The organism is Burkholderia sp. NFPP32 (assembly GCF_900119325.1).
GTDB classification, from domain to species: Bacteria; Pseudomonadota; Gammaproteobacteria; order Burkholderiales; family Burkholderiaceae; genus Burkholderia; species Burkholderia pyrrocinia_C.
The window spans coordinates 12,501-35,547 of record NZ_FPJP01000005.1 but is presented as its reverse complement, the minus strand read 5'-3'; the positions used below and the strand labels follow the sequence as shown (position 1 = coordinate 35,547).

Annotated in this window: 21 protein-coding genes; 19 read left to right on the top strand and 2 right to left on the bottom strand. The window is 65.9% G+C overall.

Annotation, left to right across the window (positions count from 1 at the left end; translation table 11 throughout):
* Positions 1-3 precede the first annotated feature (3 nt).
* Positions 4-780 (top strand): 3'-5' exonuclease, encoded by a 777-nt coding sequence (locus tag BT264_RS11795; protein WP_034181277.1) that lies wholly within the window; start codon positions 4-6, stop codon positions 778-780.
* A 14-nt stretch (positions 781-794) separates the two neighbouring features.
* On the opposite strand, the gene BT264_RS11790 is transcribed toward BT264_RS11795, so the two are convergent.
* Positions 795-1,649 carry an endonuclease/exonuclease/phosphatase family protein gene (locus tag BT264_RS11790; protein WP_072437228.1) on the bottom strand — a complete coding sequence of 285 codons (855 nt, stop codon included), beginning with the start codon at positions 1,647-1,649 and terminating at the stop codon, positions 795-797.
* Positions 1,650-1,789: 140 nt separating this feature from the next.
* On the opposite strand from BT264_RS11790, the gene rlmD reads away from it, so the two are divergent.
* Entirely contained in the window at positions 1,790-3,244 is a 1,455-nt protein-coding gene (gene rlmD, locus BT264_RS11785) for a 23S rRNA (uracil(1939)-C(5))-methyltransferase RlmD (protein WP_072437263.1), read from the top strand.
* Positions 3,245-3,307: 63 nt separating this feature from the next.
* On the opposite strand, the gene BT264_RS11780 is transcribed toward rlmD, so the two are convergent.
* Positions 3,308-4,006, bottom strand: a complete 699-nt coding sequence (locus BT264_RS11780; RefSeq protein WP_006761414.1) for a Bax inhibitor-1/YccA family protein — start codon at positions 4,004-4,006, stop codon at positions 3,308-3,310.
* Between the two features lie 249 nt (positions 4,007-4,255).
* On the opposite strand from BT264_RS11780, the gene ndk reads away from it, so the two are divergent.
* The 17 genes from ndk (at position 4,256) to BT264_RS11690 (ending at position 22,996) form a co-directional block, all read left to right on the top strand.
* On the top strand, positions 4,256-4,681 hold the full coding sequence (gene ndk / locus BT264_RS11775) for a nucleoside-diphosphate kinase (RefSeq protein ID WP_006478674.1): 426 nt from the start codon (positions 4,256-4,258) through the stop codon (positions 4,679-4,681).
* 55 nt (positions 4,682-4,736) lie between these two features.
* Positions 4,737-5,876, top strand: coding sequence for a dual-specificity RNA methyltransferase RlmN (rlmN, locus tag BT264_RS11770; RefSeq protein ID WP_072437229.1), 1,140 nt, complete (start codon positions 4,737-4,739; stop codon positions 5,874-5,876).
* 193 nt (positions 5,877-6,069) lie between these two features.
* Positions 6,070-7,086: a helix-turn-helix domain-containing protein gene (locus BT264_RS11765; RefSeq protein WP_072437230.1), complete on the top strand. Its 1,017-nt coding sequence runs from the start codon at positions 6,070-6,072 to the stop codon at positions 7,084-7,086.
* A gap of 112 nt (positions 7,087-7,198) precedes the next feature.
* A complete protein-coding gene (ispG, locus tag BT264_RS11760) occupies positions 7,199-8,506 on the top strand; it encodes a flavodoxin-dependent (E)-4-hydroxy-3-methylbut-2-enyl-diphosphate synthase (protein ID WP_072437264.1) in 1,308 nt (435 codons plus the stop codon).
* A gap of 16 nt (positions 8,507-8,522) precedes the next feature.
* Positions 8,523-9,863, top strand: a complete 1,341-nt coding sequence (gene hisS, locus BT264_RS11755) for a histidine--tRNA ligase (RefSeq protein ID WP_072437231.1) — start codon at positions 8,523-8,525, stop codon at positions 9,861-9,863.
* Positions 9,864-9,918: 55 nt separating this feature from the next.
* Positions 9,919-10,548 (top strand): tetratricopeptide repeat protein, encoded by a 630-nt coding sequence (locus tag BT264_RS11750; RefSeq protein ID WP_034181284.1) that lies wholly within the window; start codon positions 9,919-9,921, stop codon positions 10,546-10,548.
* 41 nt (positions 10,549-10,589) lie between these two features.
* Complete coding sequence (bamB, locus tag BT264_RS11745; protein ID WP_072437232.1) at positions 10,590-11,735, top strand: outer membrane protein assembly factor BamB; 1,146 nt, start codon at positions 10,590-10,592, stop codon at positions 11,733-11,735.
* A 246-nt stretch (positions 11,736-11,981) separates the two neighbouring features.
* Positions 11,982-13,319: a ribosome biogenesis GTPase Der gene (gene der, locus BT264_RS11735; protein WP_072437233.1), complete on the top strand. Its 1,338-nt coding sequence runs from the start codon at positions 11,982-11,984 to the stop codon at positions 13,317-13,319.
* Between the two features lie 142 nt (positions 13,320-13,461).
* Entirely contained in the window at positions 13,462-13,701 is a 240-nt protein-coding gene (gene hfq / locus BT264_RS11730; protein ID WP_006399927.1) for an RNA chaperone Hfq, read from the top strand.
* Positions 13,702-13,773: 72 nt separating this feature from the next.
* Entirely contained in the window at positions 13,774-14,949 is a 1,176-nt protein-coding gene (gene hflX / locus BT264_RS11725; RefSeq protein WP_175961293.1) for a GTPase HflX, read from the top strand.
* 47 nt (positions 14,950-14,996) lie between these two features.
* Positions 14,997-16,337: an FtsH protease activity modulator HflK gene (hflK, locus tag BT264_RS11720; protein ID WP_072437235.1), complete on the top strand. Its 1,341-nt coding sequence runs from the start codon at positions 14,997-14,999 to the stop codon at positions 16,335-16,337.
* Positions 16,338-16,351: 14 nt separating this feature from the next.
* On the top strand, positions 16,352-17,251 hold the full coding sequence (gene hflC / locus BT264_RS11715) for a protease modulator HflC (RefSeq protein WP_072437236.1): 900 nt from the start codon (positions 16,352-16,354) through the stop codon (positions 17,249-17,251).
* 36 nt (positions 17,252-17,287) lie between these two features.
* Positions 17,288-17,479 carry a DUF2065 domain-containing protein gene (locus tag BT264_RS11710; RefSeq protein ID WP_006478685.1) on the top strand — a complete coding sequence of 64 codons (192 nt, stop codon included), beginning with the start codon at positions 17,288-17,290 and terminating at the stop codon, positions 17,477-17,479.
* A gap of 113 nt (positions 17,480-17,592) precedes the next feature.
* Complete coding sequence (locus tag BT264_RS11705) at positions 17,593-18,741, top strand: ATP phosphoribosyltransferase regulatory subunit (protein ID WP_047900832.1); 1,149 nt, start codon at positions 17,593-17,595, stop codon at positions 18,739-18,741.
* Between the two features lie 113 nt (positions 18,742-18,854).
* Entirely contained in the window at positions 18,855-20,201 is a 1,347-nt protein-coding gene (locus BT264_RS11700; protein ID WP_072437237.1) for an adenylosuccinate synthase, read from the top strand.
* A 6-nt stretch (positions 20,202-20,207) separates the two neighbouring features.
* Positions 20,208-20,804: a phosphoribosyltransferase gene (locus BT264_RS11695; RefSeq protein WP_034181292.1), complete on the top strand. Its 597-nt coding sequence runs from the start codon at positions 20,208-20,210 to the stop codon at positions 20,802-20,804.
* 275 nt (positions 20,805-21,079) lie between these two features.
* The gene (locus BT264_RS11690) at positions 21,080-22,996 is read left to right on the top strand and encodes a potassium transporter Kup (RefSeq protein WP_072437238.1); all 1,917 of its coding nucleotides are present in this window, start codon (positions 21,080-21,082) and stop codon (positions 22,994-22,996) included.
* The last annotated feature ends 51 nt before the right edge of the window (positions 22,997-23,047 follow it).

The following is a 23,047-nucleotide window of genomic DNA, read 5'->3' as shown; positions in this document are numbered from 1 at the left end:
CCGATGACTCCGATTCTTGTTTTTGACATCGAGACGATTCCCGATGTCGACGGCATTCGCCGTCTGGAAGACCTGCCGGCGACGCTCGACGATGCCGCGGTGGCCGAACATGCATTCGCCGCACGGCGCGAGAAGACCGGCGGCGATTTCCTGCCGCATCACCTGCAGCGTATCGCGGCGATCTCGTGCGTGTTCCGCGACAACAACGGTTTTCGCGTCCGCTCGCTCGGCACGCCGCAGGACAACGAAGCGACGCTGATCCAGTCGTTTTACCGCGTGATCGAGAAATACACGCCGCAGCTCGTGTCGTGGAACGGCGGCGGCTTCGATCTTCCGGTGCTCCATTACCGCGCGCTGGTGCACGGTATCCCCGCGACCCGCTATTGGGATCTCGGCGAGGACGACCGCGAGTTCAAGTGGAACAACTACATCTCGCGCTATCACTCGCGGCATACCGACCTGATGGATGTGCTCGCGATGTATCAGGCGCGCGCGAACGCGCCGCTCGACGCGCTCGCGAAGATGTGCGGTTTTCCGGGCAAGCTCGGGATGGACGGCAGCCAGGTGTGGCCGGCGTTCCAGGACGGGCGGATCGAGGAGATCCGCAATTATTGCGAGACCGACGTCGTCAATACGTACCTGCTGTATTGCCGGTTTCAGCTGATGCGCGGCGGCCTGACGCAGAGCGAGTATGCGGACGAGATCCTGCTCGTGAAGAACGCGCTCGCGCAGGAACCGGCGTCGCACTGGGCCGAATACCTGGCCGGCTTCGCCGCGTAGCGCGGCGGGCGCGATCAAGCGAGTTCGAGCAGCGCCGGCTGGTGATCCGACGCGCGCACGTCGCCGTCGATCTCGCAGCGCATGACGCGCGGCAGCAGCGTTTCCGTCACGAACACGAAGTCGCACGCGAGCGGCCCCTCCGACCATTGCACCGTATCGTAGACGCCGGCTGTCGGCGGCGGCGTGCTGCCGGGATGCCGCGCGACCCATGCGTCGACGAAGCGCGGGGCGTCGGCGATCGGCTCCAGGAAGCGCCGGTACGCATCGCTGCCGAACGCGCTGTTGAAATCGCCGCAGACGATCGCATCGCGCGGCTGGCCGGTCGCGCTGAACGGTCCCTCGGCAGTTTCGGCTGGCGCGGGCCGTTCCGCGTGCGCGCAGGCCTCGCGATGCCGGGCGCGCAGCGCGTCGACCTGCGCAAGCCGCTGGCGCGCCGAATAGTATTCGAGGTGCGTGGTGACCACGCGCAGCGGGCCGAAAGGCGCGTGCAGCTCGACGTCGAGCGCGATGCGCGGCATCGACGGCGCGCCGGCGTCGGCCGGCCACGGCAGTAACTGGCGTAGCACGCGCCCGACCGGCAGCCGGGTCGCGATCGCATTACCGAACTGGCGGCGCGGTGCGCCCGGTTCGAGGGCCGGCAGGTCCGCGCCGATGGCTTCGACGATCGTATAGCCGGGCAGCAGTGCCGCGAGTTCGACGAACTGGTCGGGGCCGGGCCGGCCGGGCAATGCGCCGAAGCCGCGCGTGACTTCCTGCAGGCACAGCACGTCGAAATCGCCGAGCCGGCGGATCGTCGCGACGGTGCGCGAAAGATCGACAACGCCGTTGGCGTCCCGACCCCATTGGATGTTCCAGTCGATCAGTTGCATGGTCGAATCTCCTGTCGGGCGGATCTCTGGTTCCCGGCCTCTCCTGACTGGTTCGCATCCCGCCGGCTGCGGGCCTTCCTGAGCTATTCGCGCGGCCGTCTATGCTTAAGTGTCGGCGCTTGCCCGATGCAAAGCGGCCGATGCGGGCCTTCGTCGTCTACAATCTCGCCTTCTTCAACGTTTGTCAGGAAAAGCTGGTGTCCGAAGCCGTCCCCACTTCTGCGCGCAAATCGAAAAATGCGCCCGTCGCGCCCGGGAACGCCCCGGTTCTCGAGATCGAATCGCTCGACATGGAAGCGCGCGGTGTCGGCCGCACGATGACCGAGGACGGCGAGCCGGGCAAGGTCATCTTCGTCGAGGGTGCGCTGCCCGGCGAGCGCGTGACCTATTCGAGCTACCGCCGCAAGCCGAGCTACGAGCAGGCGACGGTAGTCGACATTCTGCGCCCGAGCGTGATGCGCACGCAGCCGAAATGCAAGTTCTTCGGCACCTGCGGCGGCTGCTCGATGCAGCATCTCGACATGCGCGCGCAGGTGGCGGTCAAGCAGCGCGTGCTCGAAGACAACCTGTGGCACCTGGCGAAGCTGCGGGCGGAAACGATGTTCGCGCCGATCCACGGCCCGTCGTGGGGTTATCGCTACCGGGCGCGCCTGACCGTGCGCAACGTGGCGAAGAAGGGCGGCGTGCTGGTAGGGTTCCACGAGAAGAAGAGCAGCTACGTTGCCGACATGACGAGCTGCGAGGTGCTGCCGCCGCACGTGTCGGCGATGCTCGTGCCGCTGCGCCGGCTCGTCGAGGGGCTGTCGATCCGCGATCGGATGCCGCAGATCGAGCTCGCGGTCGGCTCGGAGGTCACGGCGCTCGTGCTGCGCGTGCTGGAGCCGATCAACGCGGACGACGAAGCTTTGCTGCGCGCGTTCGCGGACGAGCACAAGGTGCAGTTCTGGCTTCAGCCGAAGGGCCCCGACACGGTGACGCCGTTCTATCCGCTCGACGTGTCGCTCGACTACACGCTGCCGGAGTTCGGCATCCGCATGCCGTTCAAGCCGACCGACTTCACGCAGGTCAACCATCAGATCAACCGCGTGCTGGTGGGCCGTGCGCTGCGTCTGCTCGCACCGTCGCGCGACGACCGCGTGCTCGACCTGTTCTGCGGGATCGGCAACTTCACGCTGCCGCTCGCGCGGCTGTCGCGCGAAGTGATGGGCATCGAGGGCAGCGACACGCTGACGACGCGCGCGCTTGCGAATGCGCGCGAGAACGGTGTCGATGGCCACACAACGTTCGCGTGCCGGAACCTGTTCGAAGTGACGGGTGACGACATCCGCGCGCTCGGCGCATTCGACAAGTTCCTGATCGATCCGCCGCGCGAAGGCGGGCTCGCGGTGTCGAAGGCGCTGGCCGAGATTGCGCAAAGCGGCGAAGGCCCGCTGCCGAGGCGGATCGTCTACGTGTCGTGCAACCCGTCGACGCTTGCGCGCGATGCGGGCCTGCTCGTGCACGAGGCCGGCTACCGGCTGAAGGGCGCCGGTGTCGTGAACATGTTCCCGAATACGTCGCACGTCGAATCGATCGCGCTGTTCGAGCGCGACTGAGCCGGGCGGTGGACGTAAAAAAACCGGCCCTCGGGCCGGTTTTTTCGTGGTGCGTGGCGAACGTCAGTTGCGGTTGCCGCCGAAGATGCCGAGCAGCGCGAGCAGGTTCGTGAACACGTTGTACAGGTCGAGGTAGATCGCGAGCGTCGCCGAGATGTAGTTCGTCTCGCCGCCGTTCACGACGCGCTGGACGTCGAACAGCATGTACGCCGAGAAGATCGCGATCGCGAGCACCGACACGGTGAGCATCAGTGCCGGCAGCTGCAGGAAGATGTTCGCGACCGATGCGAGCAGGATCACGATCACGCCCATGAACAGCCACTTGCCGAGCCCCGAGAAATCGCGCTTGCTGACGGTGGCGATCGTCGCCATCGCGGCGAAGATGATGCCGGTGCCGCCGAACGCGAGCATGATCAGCGACGGGCCGTTCGAGAAACCGAGAATGAAGCTCAGCAGCCGCGACAGCATCAGGCCCATGAAGAACGTGAAGCCGAGCAGCACGAACACGCCGGCCGCGCTGTTCTTCGTCCGCTCGATCGCGAACATGAAGCCGAACGCGATCGCGAAGAACGCGAGCAGGCTCATCATCGGGCTCGTGGCCGCGAACAGCGAGAAGCCCGTCGCGACGCCGACCCAGGCGCCCAGCACGGTCGGCACCATCGATAGCGCGAGCAGCCAGTACGTGTTCCGCAGCACGCGGTTGCGAACCTCGGCGGTGCTGACGGAACCGCCGCGACCGAAATTGTACGGATAGTCGTTCATGGTTTCTCCTAACATGGAACGCGTGGGCGTCCGGGGCCGGTTCGGCGCGCGCGGTGTGCGGCGCAGCAAACCGGAGCAGCTATGGCTAAGATACGTTCCGCACCGCGAGGTTTCAATGGCTGCGCGGCGCAAAACATATGGATTCGGAACCTTTCACGTGTGTAAGGGTTCAATCGCAATGATACACGGGATCGTGCTACAATAGCGGATTCATTTGAACCTGTAACTTCTTAATTTCTTGGAGTTTTTATGGCAATCGAGCGCACCCTGTCGATCATCAAGCCGGATGCGGTGGCAAAGAACGTGATCGGCCAGATCTACAGCCGTTTCGAAGGCGCCGGCCTGAAGATCGTCGCATCGCGCATGGCACATCTGTCGCGTGCTGACGCAGAGAAGTTCTACGCGGTTCACGCAGCGCGTCCGTTCTTCAAGGATCTCGTCGATTTCATGATCTCGGGCCCGGTGATGATCCAGGTTCTGGAAGGTGAAGGCGCGATCCTGAAGAACCGCGACCTGATGGGCGCAACGGATCCGAAGAAGGCGGAAAAGGGCACGATCCGCGCCGACTTCGCCGACAGCATCGACGCGAACGCCGTGCACGGCTCGGACGCAGCTGAAACGGCTGCTGTCGAAATCGCGTTCTTCTTCCCGGAAATGAACGTTTACTCGCGTTAAGCTCTGGCTGACAGCAGGTAGGCAGGATTCAGCGCACGCGGCAAGGCAGCACATCATGACGAGCGAAACTTCCGTCAATCTTCTCGACTTCGATGCCGAGGGTCTTGTCGCGTACTGCGGCAGCCTCGGCGAGAAGCCGTTCCGCGCCAAGCAGTTGCAGCGCTGGATCCACCAATACAACGCCGGCGATTTCGACGGAATGACCGATCTCGCGAAGTCCCTGAGGGAGAAACTCAAGGGCCGCGCGTCGATCGTGATGCCGGATATCGCCAGCGATCACGTTTCCACCGACGGCACGCGCAAGTGGCTGATCGACGTCGGAAACGGCAATGCGGTCGAAACCGTGTTCATCCCGGAAGAGGCGCGCGGCACGCTGTGCGTGTCGTCGCAGGCCGGGTGCGCGGTCAACTGCCGCTTCTGTTCGACGGGCAAGCAGGGCTTTTCCCGCAACCTGTCGACAGCCGAAATCATTGGCCAGCTGCGGATGGCCGAATTTGCATTGCGAGCGTCGCTGGGCCGCGCGCCCGGCCCGAACGGCAAGGCCGAACGGGTCGTCACCAACGTGGTGATGATGGGCATGGGCGAGCCGCTCCTGAATTACAGCGCGGTCGTGCCCGCAATGCGGCTGATGCTCGACGACAACGCGTACGGCCTGTCGCGCCGCCGCGTCACGCTGTCGACGTCCGGCGTGGTGCCGATGATGGACCGCCTCGGCGCCGAGCTGCCGGTCGCGCTGGCCGTTTCGCTGCACGCGCCGAACGATGCGCTGCGCGACGAGCTGGTGCCGCTCAACAAGAAGTATCCGCTTCGCGAACTGATGGCCGCGTGCCAGCGCTATCTGAAAGTCGCGCCGCGCGATTTCATTACGTTCGAATACTGCATGCTCGACGGCGTCAACGACACCGAAGCGCATGCGCGCGAACTGCTGGCCGTCACGCGTGACGTGCCGTGCAAGTTCAATCTGATCCCGTTCAATCCGTTTCCGGAATCGGGCCTCATTCGCTCGAAGCCGGAGCAGATCAAGCGCTTTGCGCAGGTCCTCATCGACGCGGGTGTCGTCACGACCGTGCGCAAGACGCGCGGCGACGATATCGATGCCGCGTGCGGCCAGTTGGCCGGCGCGGTGAAGGACCGCACGCGCCTCGCGGAACGAACGGGCACGGCAGCAAAAATCATCGAAGTTCGGGCGGTTTGACGGGGGCGCCTAGCTGGGGGCGCCCAGCTGGGGGTGCCTAGCCGAGGATGCCCGAACCTCTTGGCGGTACAACACGCGAATAGCGATCGGTCGCGGCGCCACGGCGCCGCGCATGGTATGAACAGTTGCGGGTGCCGGCCGGCGGGGAGTCGGCGGCGGCCGCCAGTGAAGAAGAATCGACGCGAGGACAAGGATGAGTGAGCCGCAGCCGACTAACGGCGCAGAGACGAATGCCGCAAGACCGGCACCGGCGGGACTGGAATCGCTGGCGGCGGTCGGCAGCCGGCTGGCGCAGCTTCGGGAGACGAAGGGCTGGACGGTCGACGACGTATCGGCGCGGCTCAAGGTCGCACCGCAGAAGCTTCGGGCGCTCGAGGCCGGCGACATCAGTCATTTGCCTGGCGTGACGTTCGCGCTCGGCGTCGTGCGCAGCTACGCGAAGATGCTCGGCGTGGACCCGGAACCGTTCGCGCAGGCGCTGCGCCGCGAGCGCGGGGTGCCGGAAGTCGATCTGTCGATGCCCGCATCGTCGGGGACGGATCTGCCGCGCGGCCGCGTGTCGATTCCGCTGGGCGGCTCGTCGCACCACCACCCGTGGCTGTGGGGAACGGCGATCGTCGTCGTAGCAGTGGTTGCCGTACTGATGTGGCACACTGGCGGCGATTCGTCGAGCTTGCTCGCGCGCTTCAAGGGCGGCGACGCGGAACATGCGTCGGCTGCGAGCGCGCCGGCGGCATCGTCGTCTTCCGTCGAAGAGGCGGCTGCGAGCGGCGCGTCGGCCGTAGCCGCCAATGAGGTTCCGGCCCCGGCCGCTGCATCTGCCGCCCCGGCACCGGCGATTGCGTCTGCTGTCCCGGCGCCCGTGGCCCCGGTCGCGGCGGCTGCATCGCAGCCCGTCGTGGCAACGACGGCCGCGAGTGCCGCTACGCCGGCCGAGCCGGCGAGCGTCGTGGTTGCAGCTGGCCAGTCGATGGTCGAACTGAAGGTCAAGCAGGATTGCTGGTTCAGCGTGCGCGACAAGAACGGCAAGGAGCTGTTCTCGGCACTGGTGCGGGCCGGCGAGACGAAGCAGGTCGCCGGCGACGGGCCGTTCAAGGTCACGATCGGCAACAAGGCGGGCCTCGACGCGGTCGCGTTCGACGGAAAACCTGTCGATCCGGCAAAATATTCGGCAGCGCGGGGTAATGTGGCGCGGTTCACGTTGCCCTGACGTCAAGCGCCGTGGCGAAGGCCTGTCGTCGATATCGGCAGGCCGTGAGGACACGGCGCTTTTTCAATTCATGCGCCGCGTCGCGGCGCATTCCGCGTAAATGGATCTATCGATGCAATCCGAAGCTCAATCCCCACGCAGCAGTCAGATTTGTTCAACCGAGCCGGTGTTCGGCGGGCATCAGCCGCGCCGCGTGTCGCATGCGGTGGATGTCCGCTGGGGCGGGCAGCTCGTGACGATCGGCGGCGCCGCGCCGGTGCGCGTGCAGTCGATGACGAATACCGACACGGCCGACGCGATCGGCACCGCGATCCAGATCAAGGAACTCGCGAACGCGGGCTCCGAGCTGGTGCGCATCACGGTCAACACGCCGGAGGCCGCGGCCGCCGTGCCCGCGATCCGCGAGCAGCTCGACCGGATGGGCGTGACCGTGCCGCTCGTCGGCGATTTCCACTACAACGGCCACCTGCTGCTGCGCGATTACCCGGGCTGCGCGGAGTCGCTGTCGAAGTACCGGATCAACCCCGGCAACGTCGGTCAGGGCGCGAAGCGCGATACGCAGTTCGCGCAGATGATCGAGGCCGCGGCCAAGTACGACAAGCCGGTGCGGATCGGCGTGAACTGGGGCAGTCTCGACCAGGACCTGCTCGCGCGCATGATGGACGAGAACGGCGCGCGTTCGCAGCCGTGGGACGCGCAAAGCGTGATGTACGAGGCGCTGATCCAGTCGGCGATCGGCTCGGCCGAACGCGCAGTCGAGCTGGGTCTCGGCCGTGACCGCATCGTGCTGTCGTGCAAGGTCAGCGGCGTGCAGGACCTGATTGCCGTGTACCGCGAACTCGGCCGCCGCTGCGGCTTCGCGCTGCATCTCGGGCTGACCGAGGCCGGCATGGGCTCGAAGGGCATCGTCGCATCGACGGCCGCGCTCGGCGTGCTGCTGCAGGAAGGGATCGGCGACACGATCCGCATCTCGCTGACGCCGGAACCGGGCGCGTCGCGCACGGGCGAGGTGATCGTCGGCCAGGAAATCCTCCAGACGATGGGCCTGCGCTCGTTCGCGCCGATGGTGATCGCGTGCCCGGGCTGCGGCCGTACGACGAGCACGCTGTTCCAGGAACTCGCGATGCAGATCCAGACCTACCTGCGCGAGCAGATGCCGGTCTGGCGCAAGGAGTACCCGGGCGTCGAGAAGATGAACGTCGCGGTGATGGGCTGCATCGTCAACGGCCCGGGCGAATCGAAGCACGCGAACATCGGCATCAGCCTGCCGGGTTCGGGCGAAAACCCGGCCGCGCCCGTCTTCATCGACGGCGAGAAGGTCAAGACGCTGCGCGGCGAGCGGATCGCCGAGGAATTCCAGCAGATCGTCAGCGACTACGTCGCACGCAACTATGGCCGCGCCGACGCGGCAGTGAACTAATTCGTCAACACACACGATGACTGAACAGAAACGCAAGATCGAGAAACTCACCGGCGTCAAGGGCATGAACGACATCCTTCCGCAGGATGCCGGCCTGTGGGAATTCTTCGAAGCCACCGTGAAATCGCTGCTGCGCGCATACGGCTACCAGAACATCCGCACGCCGATCGTCGAACACACGCAGCTCTTCACGCGCGGCATCGGCGAAGTCACCGACATCGTCGAGAAGGAGATGTACAGCTTCACCGACGCGCTGAACGGCGAGAACCTGACGATGCGTCCGGAAAACACCGCGGCCGTCGTGCGCGCGTCGATCGAGCACAACATGCTGTACGACGGCCCGAAGCGCCTGTGGTACATCGGCCCGATGTTCCGTCACGAGCGTCCGCAGCGCGGCCGCTACCGGCAGTTCCACCAGGTCGGCGTCGAGGCGCTCGGTTTCGCGGGTCCCGATGCGGATGCCGAGATCATCATGATGTGCCAGCGCCTGTGGGACGACCTCGGCCTGACCGGCATCAAGCTCGAGATCAACTCGCTCGGCCTCGCCGAAGAGCGCGCCGCGCACCGCGTCGAACTGATCAAGTACCTCGAGCAGTTCGCCGACGTGCTCGACGAGGACGCGAAGCGCCGCCTGTATACGAACCCGCTGCGCGTGCTCGACACGAAGAATCCCGCGCTGCAGGAGATCGCACAGAACGCGCCGAAGCTGATCGACTTCCTCGGCGACGAATCGCGCGCGCACTTCGAGGGGCTGCAGCGCCTGCTGCTCGCGAACAACATTCCGTTCAAGATCAACCCGCGTCTCGTGCGCGGCCTCGACTACTACAACCTGACCGTGTTCGAGTGGGTGACGGACAAGCTCGGCGCGCAGGGCACGGTCGCGGCCGGCGGCCGCTACGATCCGCTGATCGAGCAGCTCGGTGGCAAGCCGACCGCCGCGTGCGGCTGGGCGATGGGCATCGAGCGCATCCTCGAACTGCTGAAGGAAGAGGATCTGGCACCCGAGCAGGAAGGCGTCGACGTGTACGTCGTGCACCAGGGCGAGACCGCCCGCGAACAGGCGTTCATCGCGGCCGAGCGCCTGCGCGACACGGGCCTCGACGTGATCTTCCACTGCAGCGCCGACGGCGCGCCGGCGAGCTTCAAGTCGCAGATGAAGCGGGCCGATGCAAGCGGCGCGGCATTCGCGGTGATCTTCGGCGAAGAAGAGGTCGCGAACGGAGCGGTGGGCGTGAAAGCGCTGCGCGGTGCAGGCGAAGACGGGGAAAAGAACGTTCAGCAGACCGTACCGGTCGAAAGCTTGACCGAATTCCTAATCAATGCGATGGTTGCATCCGCCGAAGACGGCGACGACTGATCGCGCTGGCAATCGCTCGACAAGAAAGGCCTGAACAGGAAGGAATCGCTCGCCGATGAGTTATCACGACGAACAAGAATCGATTGAAAGTGTCAAGGCGTGGTGGGCCCGCTGGGGCAACCTCACCACGTGGATCGTGCTCGCGGCGCTCGTCGTCGCGGCCGGTTTCAACGGCTGGAACTACTGGCAGCGCCGTCAGGCTGCCGAGGCGTCCGGGCTGTACGAGCAGGTCCAGAAGGCCGCCGCCGCGAACGACAAGGCGACGATGGCTCGCGCGGCCGCCGACATGGAAGACAAGTTCGGCAGCACGCCGTATGCGCAGATGACGGCGCTCGCGGCCGCGAAGGTGTTGTACGCGGCCGGCGACTCCGCAGGCGCGAAGGCGCAGCTGCAATGGGCCGTCGATCACGCCAAGGACGACGAGTACAAGCAGATCGCGAAGCTGCGTCTCGCATCGCTGCTGCTCGACGAGAAGGCATACGACGCGGGCCTCGCGCTGCTGTCGGGTACGCCGCTCGATGCATTCAAGGGCCTCGTGGCCGATCGCCGCGGCGATCTGCTTGCCGCGCAAGGCAAGACCGACGATGCGCGCGCCGCTTACAAGCTGGCGCTCGACGGCCTGTCGAAGGACGACCAGTCCGCGCGCCAGCTCGTGCAGTTCAAGCTGGACGCGCTCGGCGGCTGAACCCCGGTCCCCTCAACCTCTTAACTCTGCTTCGCTAACCGATGAATTTGCTGAAACGTTACGCTGTGCCCGTTGCCTGCGCGGCGGCTGTCCTGGCATTGGCGGCCTGCTCGTCGTCGAAGGATGCGCGCCGCGTGCCGACGCCGCTCACCGAGTTCAAGCCCGTGATGGACGTGCAACAGGTCTGGAAGGCGAGCGTCGGCAAGGGCGGACGCTACCTGTTCTCGCCGGTGGCCGTTGGCGACGCCGTTTATGCGGCGGGCGAAAACGGTTCGGTCGAGAAGATCGACGCGAAGACGGGCCAGACGGTATGGCGCTCGAAGGTCGATTCGGACCTGTCGGCCGGCGTCGGCAGCGACGGCAACCTGACCGCGGTCGGCGCGCTGAAGGGCGGCGTGTTCGTGCTGGGCCCGGACGGCAAGCAACTGTGGAAGACCAGCGTGCAGGGCGAGATCTTCTCGCCGCCGCTCGTCGGCAACGGCCTCGTGGTCGTCCGCACGATCGACGGGCAGGTGATCGCCTTCAACGCGCAGACGGGCGAGCAGAAGTGGAACTACCGCAACCGCGCGGTACCGCTGAACCTGCGCGTGTCGGCCGGCATGACGTTCGCGGGCGACGCGGCGGTGCTGGCGGGCTTCCCCGGCGGCGGTCTCGTCGCGATCAACCTGCAGACGGGCGAGCCGTTCTGGCAGACGCCCGTGTCGTTCCCGAAGGGCGTGACCGAGGTCGAGCGCATCAACGACGTCAGCGGTCCGCCGACGCTCGTGGGTGCCGAAGCCTGCGCGGTGACGTTCCAGGGTCAGCTCGGCTGCTTCGATGCGAACTCGGGCCGCCCGCTGTGGGAAAAGCCGTTCTCGAGCCGCAGCGGCGTCGCACAGGACGATTCGGTGGTCGCCGGCGGCGACGACTGGTCGGTCGTGACGGCGTACGATGCGGCGTCGGGCAATCAGCTCTGGCGCAACGACAAGCTGAAGAGTCGCGACGTCGGGGTGCCGTACCTGCTCGGGCATGCGGTCGTGATGGGCGACTACCAGGGCGTCGTGCACTTCCTGTCGCGCGAAGACGGCAGCTTCATCGCGCGGATGAAGACCGACGGCAGCGCGATTACGGCCGCACCGGTCCTCGCGGGCAATACGCTCGTCGTGCAGACGAAGGACGGCGGCCTGTACGGGTTCCGTCCGCGCTGACGCGCACGAAACATGCGCGGCCGCGGTGCGACGGGCTTGTCCCGCGCGCCTTGGCCGCGCGACATGAAGGCGGCCGGTGTTCCCGGCCGCTCGGTATTTGAAAGGCAGTTGAGACGAAAGACGACGGCGCGCAACGCGCGCCCGGCGCGCGCATCGGGCGCGGCGCGAATTCGTGATATTTTCATTCAGCGCAGCCGCCCGCAGCAGCGGGCCTCCCGCTGCTGCGCTTCACCGTAGAAAACACAGATGAAACCGGTCATTGCCCTCGTTGGGCGCCCCAATGTGGGGAAATCCACGCTGTTCAACCGGCTCACGCGCTCGCGCGATGCGCTGGTTGCCGACCTGCCGGGCCTGACGCGCGATCGCCATTACGGCGAAGGGCGCGTCGGCGAGCGGCCGTACCTGGTCGTCGATACGGGCGGCTTCGAACCCGTCGCGAAGGACGGCATCCTGCACGAGATGGCGCGCCAGACGCGGCAGGCGGTTGAAGAGGCCGACGTCGTCGTGTTCATCGTCGACGGCCGCAACGGGCTCGCGCCGCAGGACAAGTCGATCGCCGACTACCTGCGCAAGACTGGCCGGCCGATCTTCCTCGTCGTCAACAAGGCCGAGGGGATGAAGTACACGGCGGTCGCGACCGACTTCTACGAGCTCGGGCTCGGCGACCCGCGCGCGATCTCGGCCGCGCACGGCGACGGCGTGACCGACATGATCAACGAGGCGCTGGAAGTCGCATACAGGGACCAGCCCGAAGAGGAAGACGAGAACGACCCGTCGCGCGGCATCAAGATCGCGATCGTCGGCCGGCCGAACGTCGGCAAGTCGACGCTCGTGAACGCGCTGATCGGCGAGGACCGCGTGATCGCGTTCGACATGCCGGGCACCACGCGCGATTCGATCTACGTCGACTTCGAGCGCAACGGCAAGAAATACACGCTGATCGACACGGCCGGCCTGCGGCGCCGCGGCAAGGTGTTCGAGGCGATCGAAAAGTTCTCGGTCGTGAAGACGTTGCAGTCGATTTCCGACGCAAATGTCGTCATTCTTCTGCTGGATGCGCAGCAGGACATTTCCGACCAGGACGCGCACATCGCCGGCTTCGTCGTCGAGCAGGGCCGCGCGCTCGTGATCGGCGTCAACAAGTGGGACGGGCTCGACGACCACGCGCGAGACCGCGCGAAAGCGGATTTGACCCGCAAGCTGAAATTCCTCGACTTCGCGAAATCGCACTTCATTTCGGCCGCGAAGAAGACGGGTATCGGCACGCTGATGCGCTCGGTAGACGACGCGTACGCGGCGGCGATGGCGAAGCTGCCGACGCCGAAGCTCACGCGCGCGCTGATCGAGGCCGTCGAGTTCCAGCAGCCGCGCCGTCGCGGCCCGGTGCGTCCGAAGCTGCGCTACGCGCACCAGGGCGGCCAGAATCCGCCGATCATCGTGATCCACGGCAACGCGCTCGACGCCGTGACGGAAACGTACAAGCGCTACCTGGAAAACCGGTTCCGCGAAACTTTCTCGCTGACCGGGACTCCATTGCGCATAGAGTTCCGTTCGTCGAACAATCCGTACGCGGACAAGGGCTGAAGCACGCCCCGCAAGGGATAGGCCGCAAGGCCTATGCCCCGGGCGGGGCAGGCAAAATCGGCTATAGTGTAGCGATTGGCGCCGGATCTCTTTTTCTTCCCCGCCAATCCAGATCAACCTGCAAAAAAAGATGGAGTACGCCATGAGCAACAAAGGGCAATTGTTACAAGACCCGTTTTTGAACGCACTGCGCAAAGAGCACGTTCCCGTTTCGATCTACCTCGTCAACGGCATCAAGCTCCAAGGGAACATTGAATCGTTCGACCAGTACGTCGTGTTGCTCCGTAATACGGTGACCCAGATGGTCTACAAGCACGCCATCTCGACGGTCGTGCCGGCGCGCCCGGTGAATTTCCACCCGGACGCGGAAGCTTCGTCCTAACCTATCGCAGCGGCCGGCATCCGGTCGCCGCGAGCGACCGATGCCAGCCGCCTTATCTTGACACCCGATAATTTGATCAACGCAGCGCTCGTCGGCATCGATTTCGGCAAGACCGATTTCGAAGCCAGTCTCGAAGAACTCAGTCTTCTCGCCTCCAGCGCGGGGGCCCGTCCCGCCGTCACCCTCACAGGTCGTCGCGCCAGTCCCGATGCCGCGATGTTCATCGGCAGCGGCAAAGCCGATGAACTGCGGCTTGCCTGCGACACGCACAACGTCGAAATCGTCATCTTCAACCACGCACTGGCGCCGGCCCAGCAACGCAATCTGGAACGGGCACTTAACAGGCGGGTCGTCGATCGCACGAGCCTCATCCTCGATATCTTCGCGCAGCGCGCCCGCAGCCATGAAGGCAAGCTGCAGGTCGAGCTCGCGCAGCTTCAATACCTGTCGACGCGGCTCATTCGCGCATGGACCCACCTCGAACGGCAAAAGGGTGGTATCGGCCTGCGCGGCCCCGGCGAAACCCAGCTCGAAACCGACCGCCGGCTGATCGGCGAGCGCATCAAGATGCTGAAGTCGCGGCTCGACCGGCTGCGCCGGCAACACAGCACGCAACGCCGGCAGCGCGCGCGCAGCGGCACGATGTCGGTGTCGCTGGTCGGCTATACGAACGCGGGCAAGTCGACGCTGTTCAATGCGCTGACGAAAGCGCAGGCCTACGCGGCCGACCAGCTGTTCGCCACGCTCGATACGACGTCGCGGCGCGTGTACCTCGGCGACGAGGTCGGCCAGATCGTCGTGTCGGATACGGTCGGGTTCATCCGAGAGCTGCCTCACCAGCTCGTCGCGGCGTTTCGCGCGACCCTCGAGGAAACGATCCACGCGGATCTGCTGCTGCACGTGGTCGATGCATCCAGTGCGGTCAGGCTCGAGCAGATCGAGCAGGTCAACGGCGTGCTGCATGAGATCGGCGCGGACACGATCCGGCAGGTGCTGGTGTTCAACAAGATCGACGCGGTGCCCGAACTGGCGGCCCGCGGCGACGCGGTCGAGCGGGACGAGTATGGTAATATTTCGCGCGTCTTTTTGAGCGCACGCACCGGTCAGGGGCTTGACGCGTTGCGTGCCGCCATCGCCGAGATTGCCTCCGCGGAACACCTTCCCAGCGCGATGTTACCCAACGGCGCACTCGACGGCGCGTCCGCTGAATCACACGAAGACCGCACGATTTCCGAACACGGGCGCTAACCGGTCCCGGCCGGTTCGCCGGCGTCTAATCTGGTGAACAAACTCTGGTGAACGAATACAACGAGCGGAGTACCTGGCGGCGGATGCGCGCCTTGCTGTCGATCAACGATCCCCGCTGGGGACGCGGCGAAGGCAATGGCAAAGACGGATCCCGTCCCCGTGCGAACGAATCGAAGCGTCCGCAAGGCGGTGACGGCGAAGGTCCGCCCGATCTCGACGAGATGTGGCGCAACTTCAACCGCCGCTTGAGCGGCCTTTTCGGCGGCAAGGGCGGCAACGGCTTCCGTCCCGACAACGGACGGGCCGCGCGGGTCGGCGTCGGCATCGTGATCGGCGTGCTGGTCGCGGTCTACGCGGGCAGCGGGCTGTTCGTCGTGCAGGACGGCCAGACGGGCGTCGTACTGCAGCTCGGCAAGCTGTCGGGCACGGTCGGCCAGGGCGTGCACTGGCGCGCGCCGTATCCGTTCGCGTCGCACGAGATCGTCGATACGTCGCAGGTCCGCTCGATCGAGATCGGCCGCAACAACGTCGTGCGTCTCGCGAACGTGAAGGAAGCGGCGATGCTGACGCGCGATGCCGACATCGTCGACGTGCGCTTCATCGTCCAGTACCGGATTCGTTCGGCAACCGATTACCTGTTCCGCAGCGTCGATCCCGAGCGCAGCGTGTCGCAGGCCGCGCAGGCCGCGGTGCGTACGATCGTCGGTACGCGCAGTGCTGCCGACGTGCTGAACCAGGATCGCGACGCGCTGCGCGAGCAGCTTTCCGCCGCGATCCAGCGCGACCTCGACCGCTATCAGTCGGGGCTTGAGGTGACGGCCGTCACGATGCAGAGCGTCGCCGCGCCCGAGCAGACGCAGGCCGCCTACGGCGAAGTCGCGAAGGCGCGCGACGAGCGCGAGGCAGCGAAGCGCGCCGCGCAGGCGTACGCAAACGACCTGCTGCCGAAGGCGCAGGGCGATGCCGCGAAGCTCGTCGACGAAGCGAAGGCGTATTCCGATCGCGTGGTCACGGAAGCCGAAGGCGATGCCGATCGCTTCAAGCAGGTCTACGCGCAGTACTCGAAGGCGCCGGCGGTGATCCGCGAGCGGATGTACCTCGAGACGATGCAGGAAATCTATTCGAACGCGACGAAGGTGTTCGTCGGCAACAAGGGCGGCAACAGCGTCGTGTATCTGCCGCTCGACAAGCTCGTCGAGCACGGGCGGCAAAACGCCGCGACGTCCACCGGCGCAGCCGCGCCCGATGCGGCGTCCGCACCGGCGGCTGTCGCGCCGGCGGCAGCCGTACCCGCGAGCGCGGCATCGGCCGCCGCGGCGTCGGGCGGCGACGTGCTGCGATCGCGCGAAGGTTTCCGCAGCCGGTCGCGTGAAGACGATCTGAAGTAACGGGAGCGCAGAACATGAACCGAATCATTGCGCTCGTCGTCGCAATCGTGATCGTTGCCTTCGCGGCGTCCTCGACGGTCCTGACCGTCGATCCGCGCCATACGGCCGTGCTGTCGGGCCGCGACGGCGCACAGCCCGAACTCGCCGGCCCCGGTATCCATTTCAAGCTGCCGCCGCCACTGCAGACGGCGACGCTGATCGACACGCGCCTGCAATCGCTCGAGTCGTCCGATCCGCTGCAACTGGCAACGGAAGACAAGCACGACCTGCTCGTTGCGTATGCGGTGAAGTACCGGATCAGCGATCCGCTGAAATACTTCACGGCGACGGGCGGCGATCCGGCGGCGGCTACCGAACGCCTGGCCGGTGTGCTGAAGAGCGCGCTCGGCGACGCGTTCGGCAAGCGTGCGCTCGACGACGCCCTCGGCGGCCAGCGCGCGATCGCCGACGCGGCCCGCGACGCGGCGAAGGCGAAAGCGTCCGGTTTCGGCGTCGACGTGGCCGACGTCCAGTTGACGCGCGTCGACTTGCCGGCCGCGCAGGCGGATGCCGTCTATCAGCGGATGATCGGCGCGCTGCGCGATCAGGCGGCACAGGTGCGTGCGGAAGGCGCGGCCGACGTCGAGCAGATCAAGGCCGACGCCGAACGGGAACAGCAGGCCGTGCTCGCGAACGCGTACAAATCCGCGCAGACGATCAAGGGCGAGGGCGACGCGAAGGCCGCGACGATTGCCGCCGATGCGTTCGGCCGCGATCCGCAGTTCTATCAGTTCTACGCGAGCCTGCAGGCCTACCGGAAGACGTTCAAGCGCAACGACATCATCGTCGTCGATCCCGACAGCGAGTTCTTCCGCTTCATGCGCAGCCCGACGGGCGGTGCCGCACCGTCGGCGCCTGCTCCCCGCAAACACTGACCTTTGGGCGCCGCGTCGAGCGGCGCCGTCGCTCGCATGGACCTGGCTGGCTCGTTGTTGCTCGCAGTAGCGCTGATGCTGATCATCGAGGGGGCGTTTCCCTTCGTGTTTCCCGTCGCCTGGCGCGACACGTTTCGTAGAATAGCTGAGCGGCCGCCGCATCATATCCGGATCGGCGGGCTGATCGTGATGGTGCTCGGGCTCGTGCTGCTGCTACTCGCCACCTGACCGGAGACCTGATCCGGACGGCGCATCCGCCGTTCGTCCCGCCCGATTTCGAATTTCCGATTTACATCGCGGCGCGCGTGTCGCGCGCTGTTTCCCGTCGTAGGACCGTACCGATGTCGACCTGGTTACTTCCCGAGAATATCGCCGACGTACTGCCGTCGGAAGCGCGCAAGATCGAGGAGCTGCGCCGCAGGCTGCTCGACCGCTTCCGTTCGTACGGCTACGAAATGGTGATGCCGCCGCTGCTCGAGTATCTCGAGTCGCTGCTGACGAGCGGCGGCGCCGATCTGCGCCTGCGCACCTTCAAGCTGGTCGACCAGCTGTCGGGCCGCACGCTCGGCCTGCGCGCGGACATCACGCCGCAGGTCGCGCGGATCGACGCGCACCTGTTGAACCGTCAGGGCGTGACGCGCCTCTGCTATGCGGGCCACGTGATGCATACGCGTCCGCGCGGCCTGCATGCGACGCGCGAGCAGATCCAGATCGGCGCCGAAATCTACGGGCATGCCGGGCTGGAAGCCGATCTCGAGATCCAGCAACTGATGCTCGACGCACTGCATCTGGCGGGCCTGTCGCGCATCCGTCTCGACCTCGGCCACGCGGGCGTGCTCGCGGCGCTGCTGGCGCGCGATGCGCAGGCCGCCGAGCGCGGCGAGTCGCTGTACGACGCGCTGTCGGGCAAGGACGTGCCGCTGCTGAACGAACTTACCGACGATCTCGGTGCCGATACGCGGGCAGCGCTGCGCGCGCTGCCGAACCTTTACGGCGACGCGAGCGTGCTCGCCGAGGCGCGCGCACGGCTGCCGGTGCTGCCCGAAATCACGCGGGCGCTCGACGATCTGGCGCAGCTCGCCGCACAGGCGAAGGGCGCCGAAGTGGCGATCGATCTCGCCGACCTGCGCGGCTACGCGTACCACAGCGGCGCGATGTTCAGCGCGTACATCGACGGCGTGCCGAACGCGATCGCGCGCGGCGGCCGCTACGATCACGTGGGTCAGGCATATGGCCGTGCCCGTCCGGCCACGGGCTTCTCGCTCGACCTGCGCGAGCTCGCGCGGATTTCGCCGGTCGAGGCGCGCGGCACCGCGATTCTCGCGCCGTGGGCGCAGGACGACGCGCTGGGCGCGGCCGTCGCGGCGCTGCGCGATGCGGGCGAGGTCGTGATCCAGGCACTGCCGGGCCACGACCACGTGCTCGACGAGTTCGCATGCGACCGTTCGCTCGTCGAGCGCAACGGCGCATGGGTGGTCGAACCCCGATAAACAGGCGTTCGCGGGCCGTGCTTCGGCGTGCATATCGTTGAAGCGAAACGGAAAAATTCGGAAACGCCCGCGAACATAGGTAGAATACGTTTTTAACCAGCTAACGAATCAACATGTCTGCCAGCGCAGTGAACGTGACTCCCGGGCGCAATGTCGTCGTGGTGGGAACTCAATGGGGTGATGAAGGCAAGGGCAAGATCGTCGACTGGCTGACGGACCACGCTCAGGGCGTCGTGCGTTTCCAGGGCGGCCACAACGCCGGCCACACCCTCATCATCGGCGGCAAGAAAACGATCTTGCGCCTCATTCCGTCGGGCATCATGCGTGAAGGCGTCGCCTGCTACATCGGCAACGGCGTCGTCCTGTCCCCCGAAGCACTGTTCAAGGAAATCGGCGAGCTCGAAGAAGCCGGCGTGAACGTGCGCGACCGTCTGTTCATTTCCGAAGCCACGACGCTGATCCTGCCGTACCACATCGCGATCGACCAGGCGCGCGAAGCGCGCAAGGGCGCGGGCAAGATCGGCACGACGGGCCGCGGCATCGGCCCCGCGTACGAAGACAAGGTCGGCCGTCGCGCGCTGCGCGTGCAGGATCTGTTCGACGCGAAGACTTTCGCCGACCGCCTGCGCGAAAACCTCGATTTCCACAACTTCGTGCTGACCCAGTACCTGGGTGGCGCGGCCGTCGACTTCCAGGCCACGCTCGACACGATGCTCGGCTATGCCGACCGCCTGAAGCCGATGGTGGCCGACGTGTCGCGCCGCCTGTACGACGCGAACAACGCGGGCCAGAACCTGCTGTTCGAAGGCGCGCAAGGCACGCTGCTCGACATCGATCACGGCACCTATCCGTTCGTCACGTCGAGCAACTGCGTCGCGGGTGCGGCGTCGGCCGGCGCGGGCGTCGGTCCGCAGAAGCTCAACTACATCCTCGGCATCACGAAGGCGTATTGCACGCGCGTCGGTTCGGGCCCGTTCCCGAGCGAACTGTACGATGCGGACAACCCGCAGCGCCAGGACCAGGTCGGCGTCACGCTCGCGAACGTCGGCAAGGAATTCGGTTCCGTCACCGGCCGTCCGCGCCGCACGGGCTGGCTCGACGCGGCCGCGCTGCGCCGCTCGATCCAGATCAACGGCGTGTCGGGCCTGTGCATGACGAAGCTCGATGTGCTCGACGGCCTCGACGAAGTCAAGCTGTGCGTCGGCTACAAGATCGACGGCAAGGATGTGGACATCCTGCCGCGCGGCGCGGCCGATGTGGCCCGTTGCGAGCCCGTGTACGAAACCTTCTCCGGCTGGAAGGAAAGCACGGTCGGCATCAAGACGTGGGAAGCACTGCCGGCGAACGCACAGGCCTACCTGACCCGCGTCCAGGAAGTGGCTGGCGTGCCGGTCGACATGGTGTCGACGGGCCCGGACCGCGACGAAACGATCCTGCTCCGCCATCCGTTCAAGGTGTAACCCCAGATGACGCAGCAAATCACGATGACGGCGGCAGACTTGATGACCGATCCGCGCAACGACGACAAGAACCTGTGGGTAGGCTGGGATGAATATCATCGTCTGATCGAACTGCTCGCGCTCGAGGTGCATGCATCGGGTTGGAAGTTCGACCAGATCCTGTGTCTCGCGCGCGGCGGCCTGCGCGTCGGCGATCAACTGTCGCGCATCTACGACGTGCCGCTCGCGATCCTCGCGACGAGTTCGTACCGGGAAGCGGCCGGCACCGAGCAGGGCGACCTCGACATCGCGCAGTACATCACGATGACGCGCGGCAACCTCGCAGGCAACGTGCTGCTGGTCGACGATCTCGTCGATTCGGGCGTTACGCTCGCGCGCGTGCAGGAGCACCTGAAGGAGCGCTATCCGGCCGTGACGGCCGTGCGTTCGGCCGTGCTCTGGTACAAGGGTTGCTCGAAGGTCAAGCCCGACTATCACACGCAATATCTGCCGACGAATCCGTGGATTCATCAGCCGTTCGAGGAGTGGGACACGGTTCGCCCGCACAACCTCGAGGCATGGATCAAGCGCGGTCGCGCGCAGCGCGACGGTTCGGGCGCGTAAGCGGCCGGTCGATCGAAGGAAAGCCTTGTACGGCGCCGCTTGCGGCGCCGTTTTTTCGTTGCGGCACCGTTTGCGCGGCGCGGCATGCCCTGCGTATCCGGTAGGCAGACGCCGCCGCCCCGGCTATGATGGCAGCCCTGCCACAGCTCGCGCCGGATTGCATGCGCAGCGTGGATCACGTGGTTTCACGGCAACAGAGCAGGGCGGCGTTTCACGGGGGCGCGAGTAGAATAGCGCTCGTTTTGTCCGACCCGGACCCGATTATTACGCTTCATATGAACGACACGATCCACGCGACCGACGCAGCACACGCGCCGCACTCGACGCAACAACACTCGATGCGGGCGCTAGCGATAGCAGCCATCGGCGTCGTGTTCGGCGACATCGGCACCAGCCCGCTGTATGCGCTCAAGGAGGCGTTCAGCCCCGCGCACGGCATTCCGCTGACCGAAAGCTCGATCCTCGGCGTGATCTCGCTGCTGTTCTGGGCGATCATCCTGGTGGTCGGCGTCAAGTACCTGCTGTTCGTGATGCGGGCAGACAACAACGGCGAAGGCGGCGTGCTCGCGCTGATGGCGCTGTCGCTGCGGCCGCTCGACTCGAAAACCCGCGTCGCGGGTGCGCTGATGGCGCTCGGGATATTCGGCGCATGCATGTTCTACGGGGACGCGGTGATCACGCCGGCGATCTCGGTGATGTCAGCCGTCGAAGGTCTCGAAATCGCGACGCCGCACCTGTCGCACCTCGTGCTGCCGATCACGATCGTGATCCTGATCGCGCTGTTCTGGATCCAGCGCCACGGCACCGCGTTGGTCGGCAAGCTGTTCGGCCCGATCATGGTGCTGTGGTTCGTCGTGATCGCGGCGCTCGGCGTGTACCACATCGTGCGCGTGCCGGGCATCATCGCGGCAATCAATCCGTACTACGCAGCGTCGTTCATGGCCGATCACCTGCTGCAGGCCTACGTCGTGCTCGGCTCGGTCGTGCTGGTGCTGACCGGCGCAGAAGCGCTCTACGCGGACATGGGTCACTTCGGCGCGAAGCCGATTCGCCTCGCTGCATACGGGCTCGTGATGCCGTCGCTCGTGCTGAACTACTTCGGCCAGGGCGCGCTGCTGATCCAGAACCCGAAGGCGATCGAGAACCCGTTCTTCCTGCTGGCGCCCGAATGGGGGCTGCTGCCGCTCGTCGTGCTGTCGACGGTTGCGACCGTGATCGCGTCGCAGGCCGTGATCTCGGGTGCGTATTCGCTGACGTCGCAGGCGATCCAACTCGGCTACGTGCCGCGCATGAAGGTGCTGCATACGTCGGAACTCGCGATCGGCCAGATCTACGTGCCGGTCGTGAACTGGCTGCTGCTGTTCGTGATCCTCTGCATCGTGGTCGGCTTCAAGAGCTCCGACAACCTCGCGGCCGCGTACGGCATTGCGGTGACGGCGACGATGGTGATCACGACCGTGCTCGCATGCGTCGTGATGGTGAAGGTGTGGAACTGGAACCGGGTGCTGGTCGGCGCGATCATCGCGGTGTTCCTCGCGATCGACCTCGGCTTTTTCGGCGCGAACCTGCTGAAGGTCGCGCAGGGCGGCTGGCTGCCGCTCGGCATCGGCGCGCTGCTGTTCTTCCTGCTGATGACCTGGTACAAGGGGCGTCACATCGTCAAGGAGCGCACGGCAGCCGACGGCATTCCGCTCGAGCCGTTCCTGCAAGGGCTGCTCGCGCATCCGCCGCATCGCGTGTCGGGCACCGCGATCTACCTGACCGGCAACGACAAGCTCGTGCCCGTGAGCCTGCTGCACAACCTGAAGCACAACAAGGTGCTGCACGAGCGAACCATTTTCCTGACGTTCGTCACGCGCGACTTTCCTTACGTGCGCGACGACAAGCGCCTGAGCTCGCGCGATGCGGGCGGCGGGCTGTACATCGTCAAGGCCGAGTACGGTTTCAACGAGACGCCGGACGTGAAGGCCGTGCTCGAGGAATTCGGCCGCGCGCACGACATGACGTTCGAGCTGATGGATACGTCGTTCTTCCTCGCGCGCGAAACCGTCGTGCCGACGCATCTGCCCGGGATGTCGATCTGGCGCGAGCGCGTGTTCGCGTGGATGCATCAGAACGCCGCGAAGCCGACCGACTTCTTCTCGATTCCGGCGAACCGCGTCGTCGAGCTCGGCACGAAGATCGAGATCTGACCAGGTGCGGCGCGCGGGCCTGACGGCCGCACGCCGCGTCTGCCGACCGCC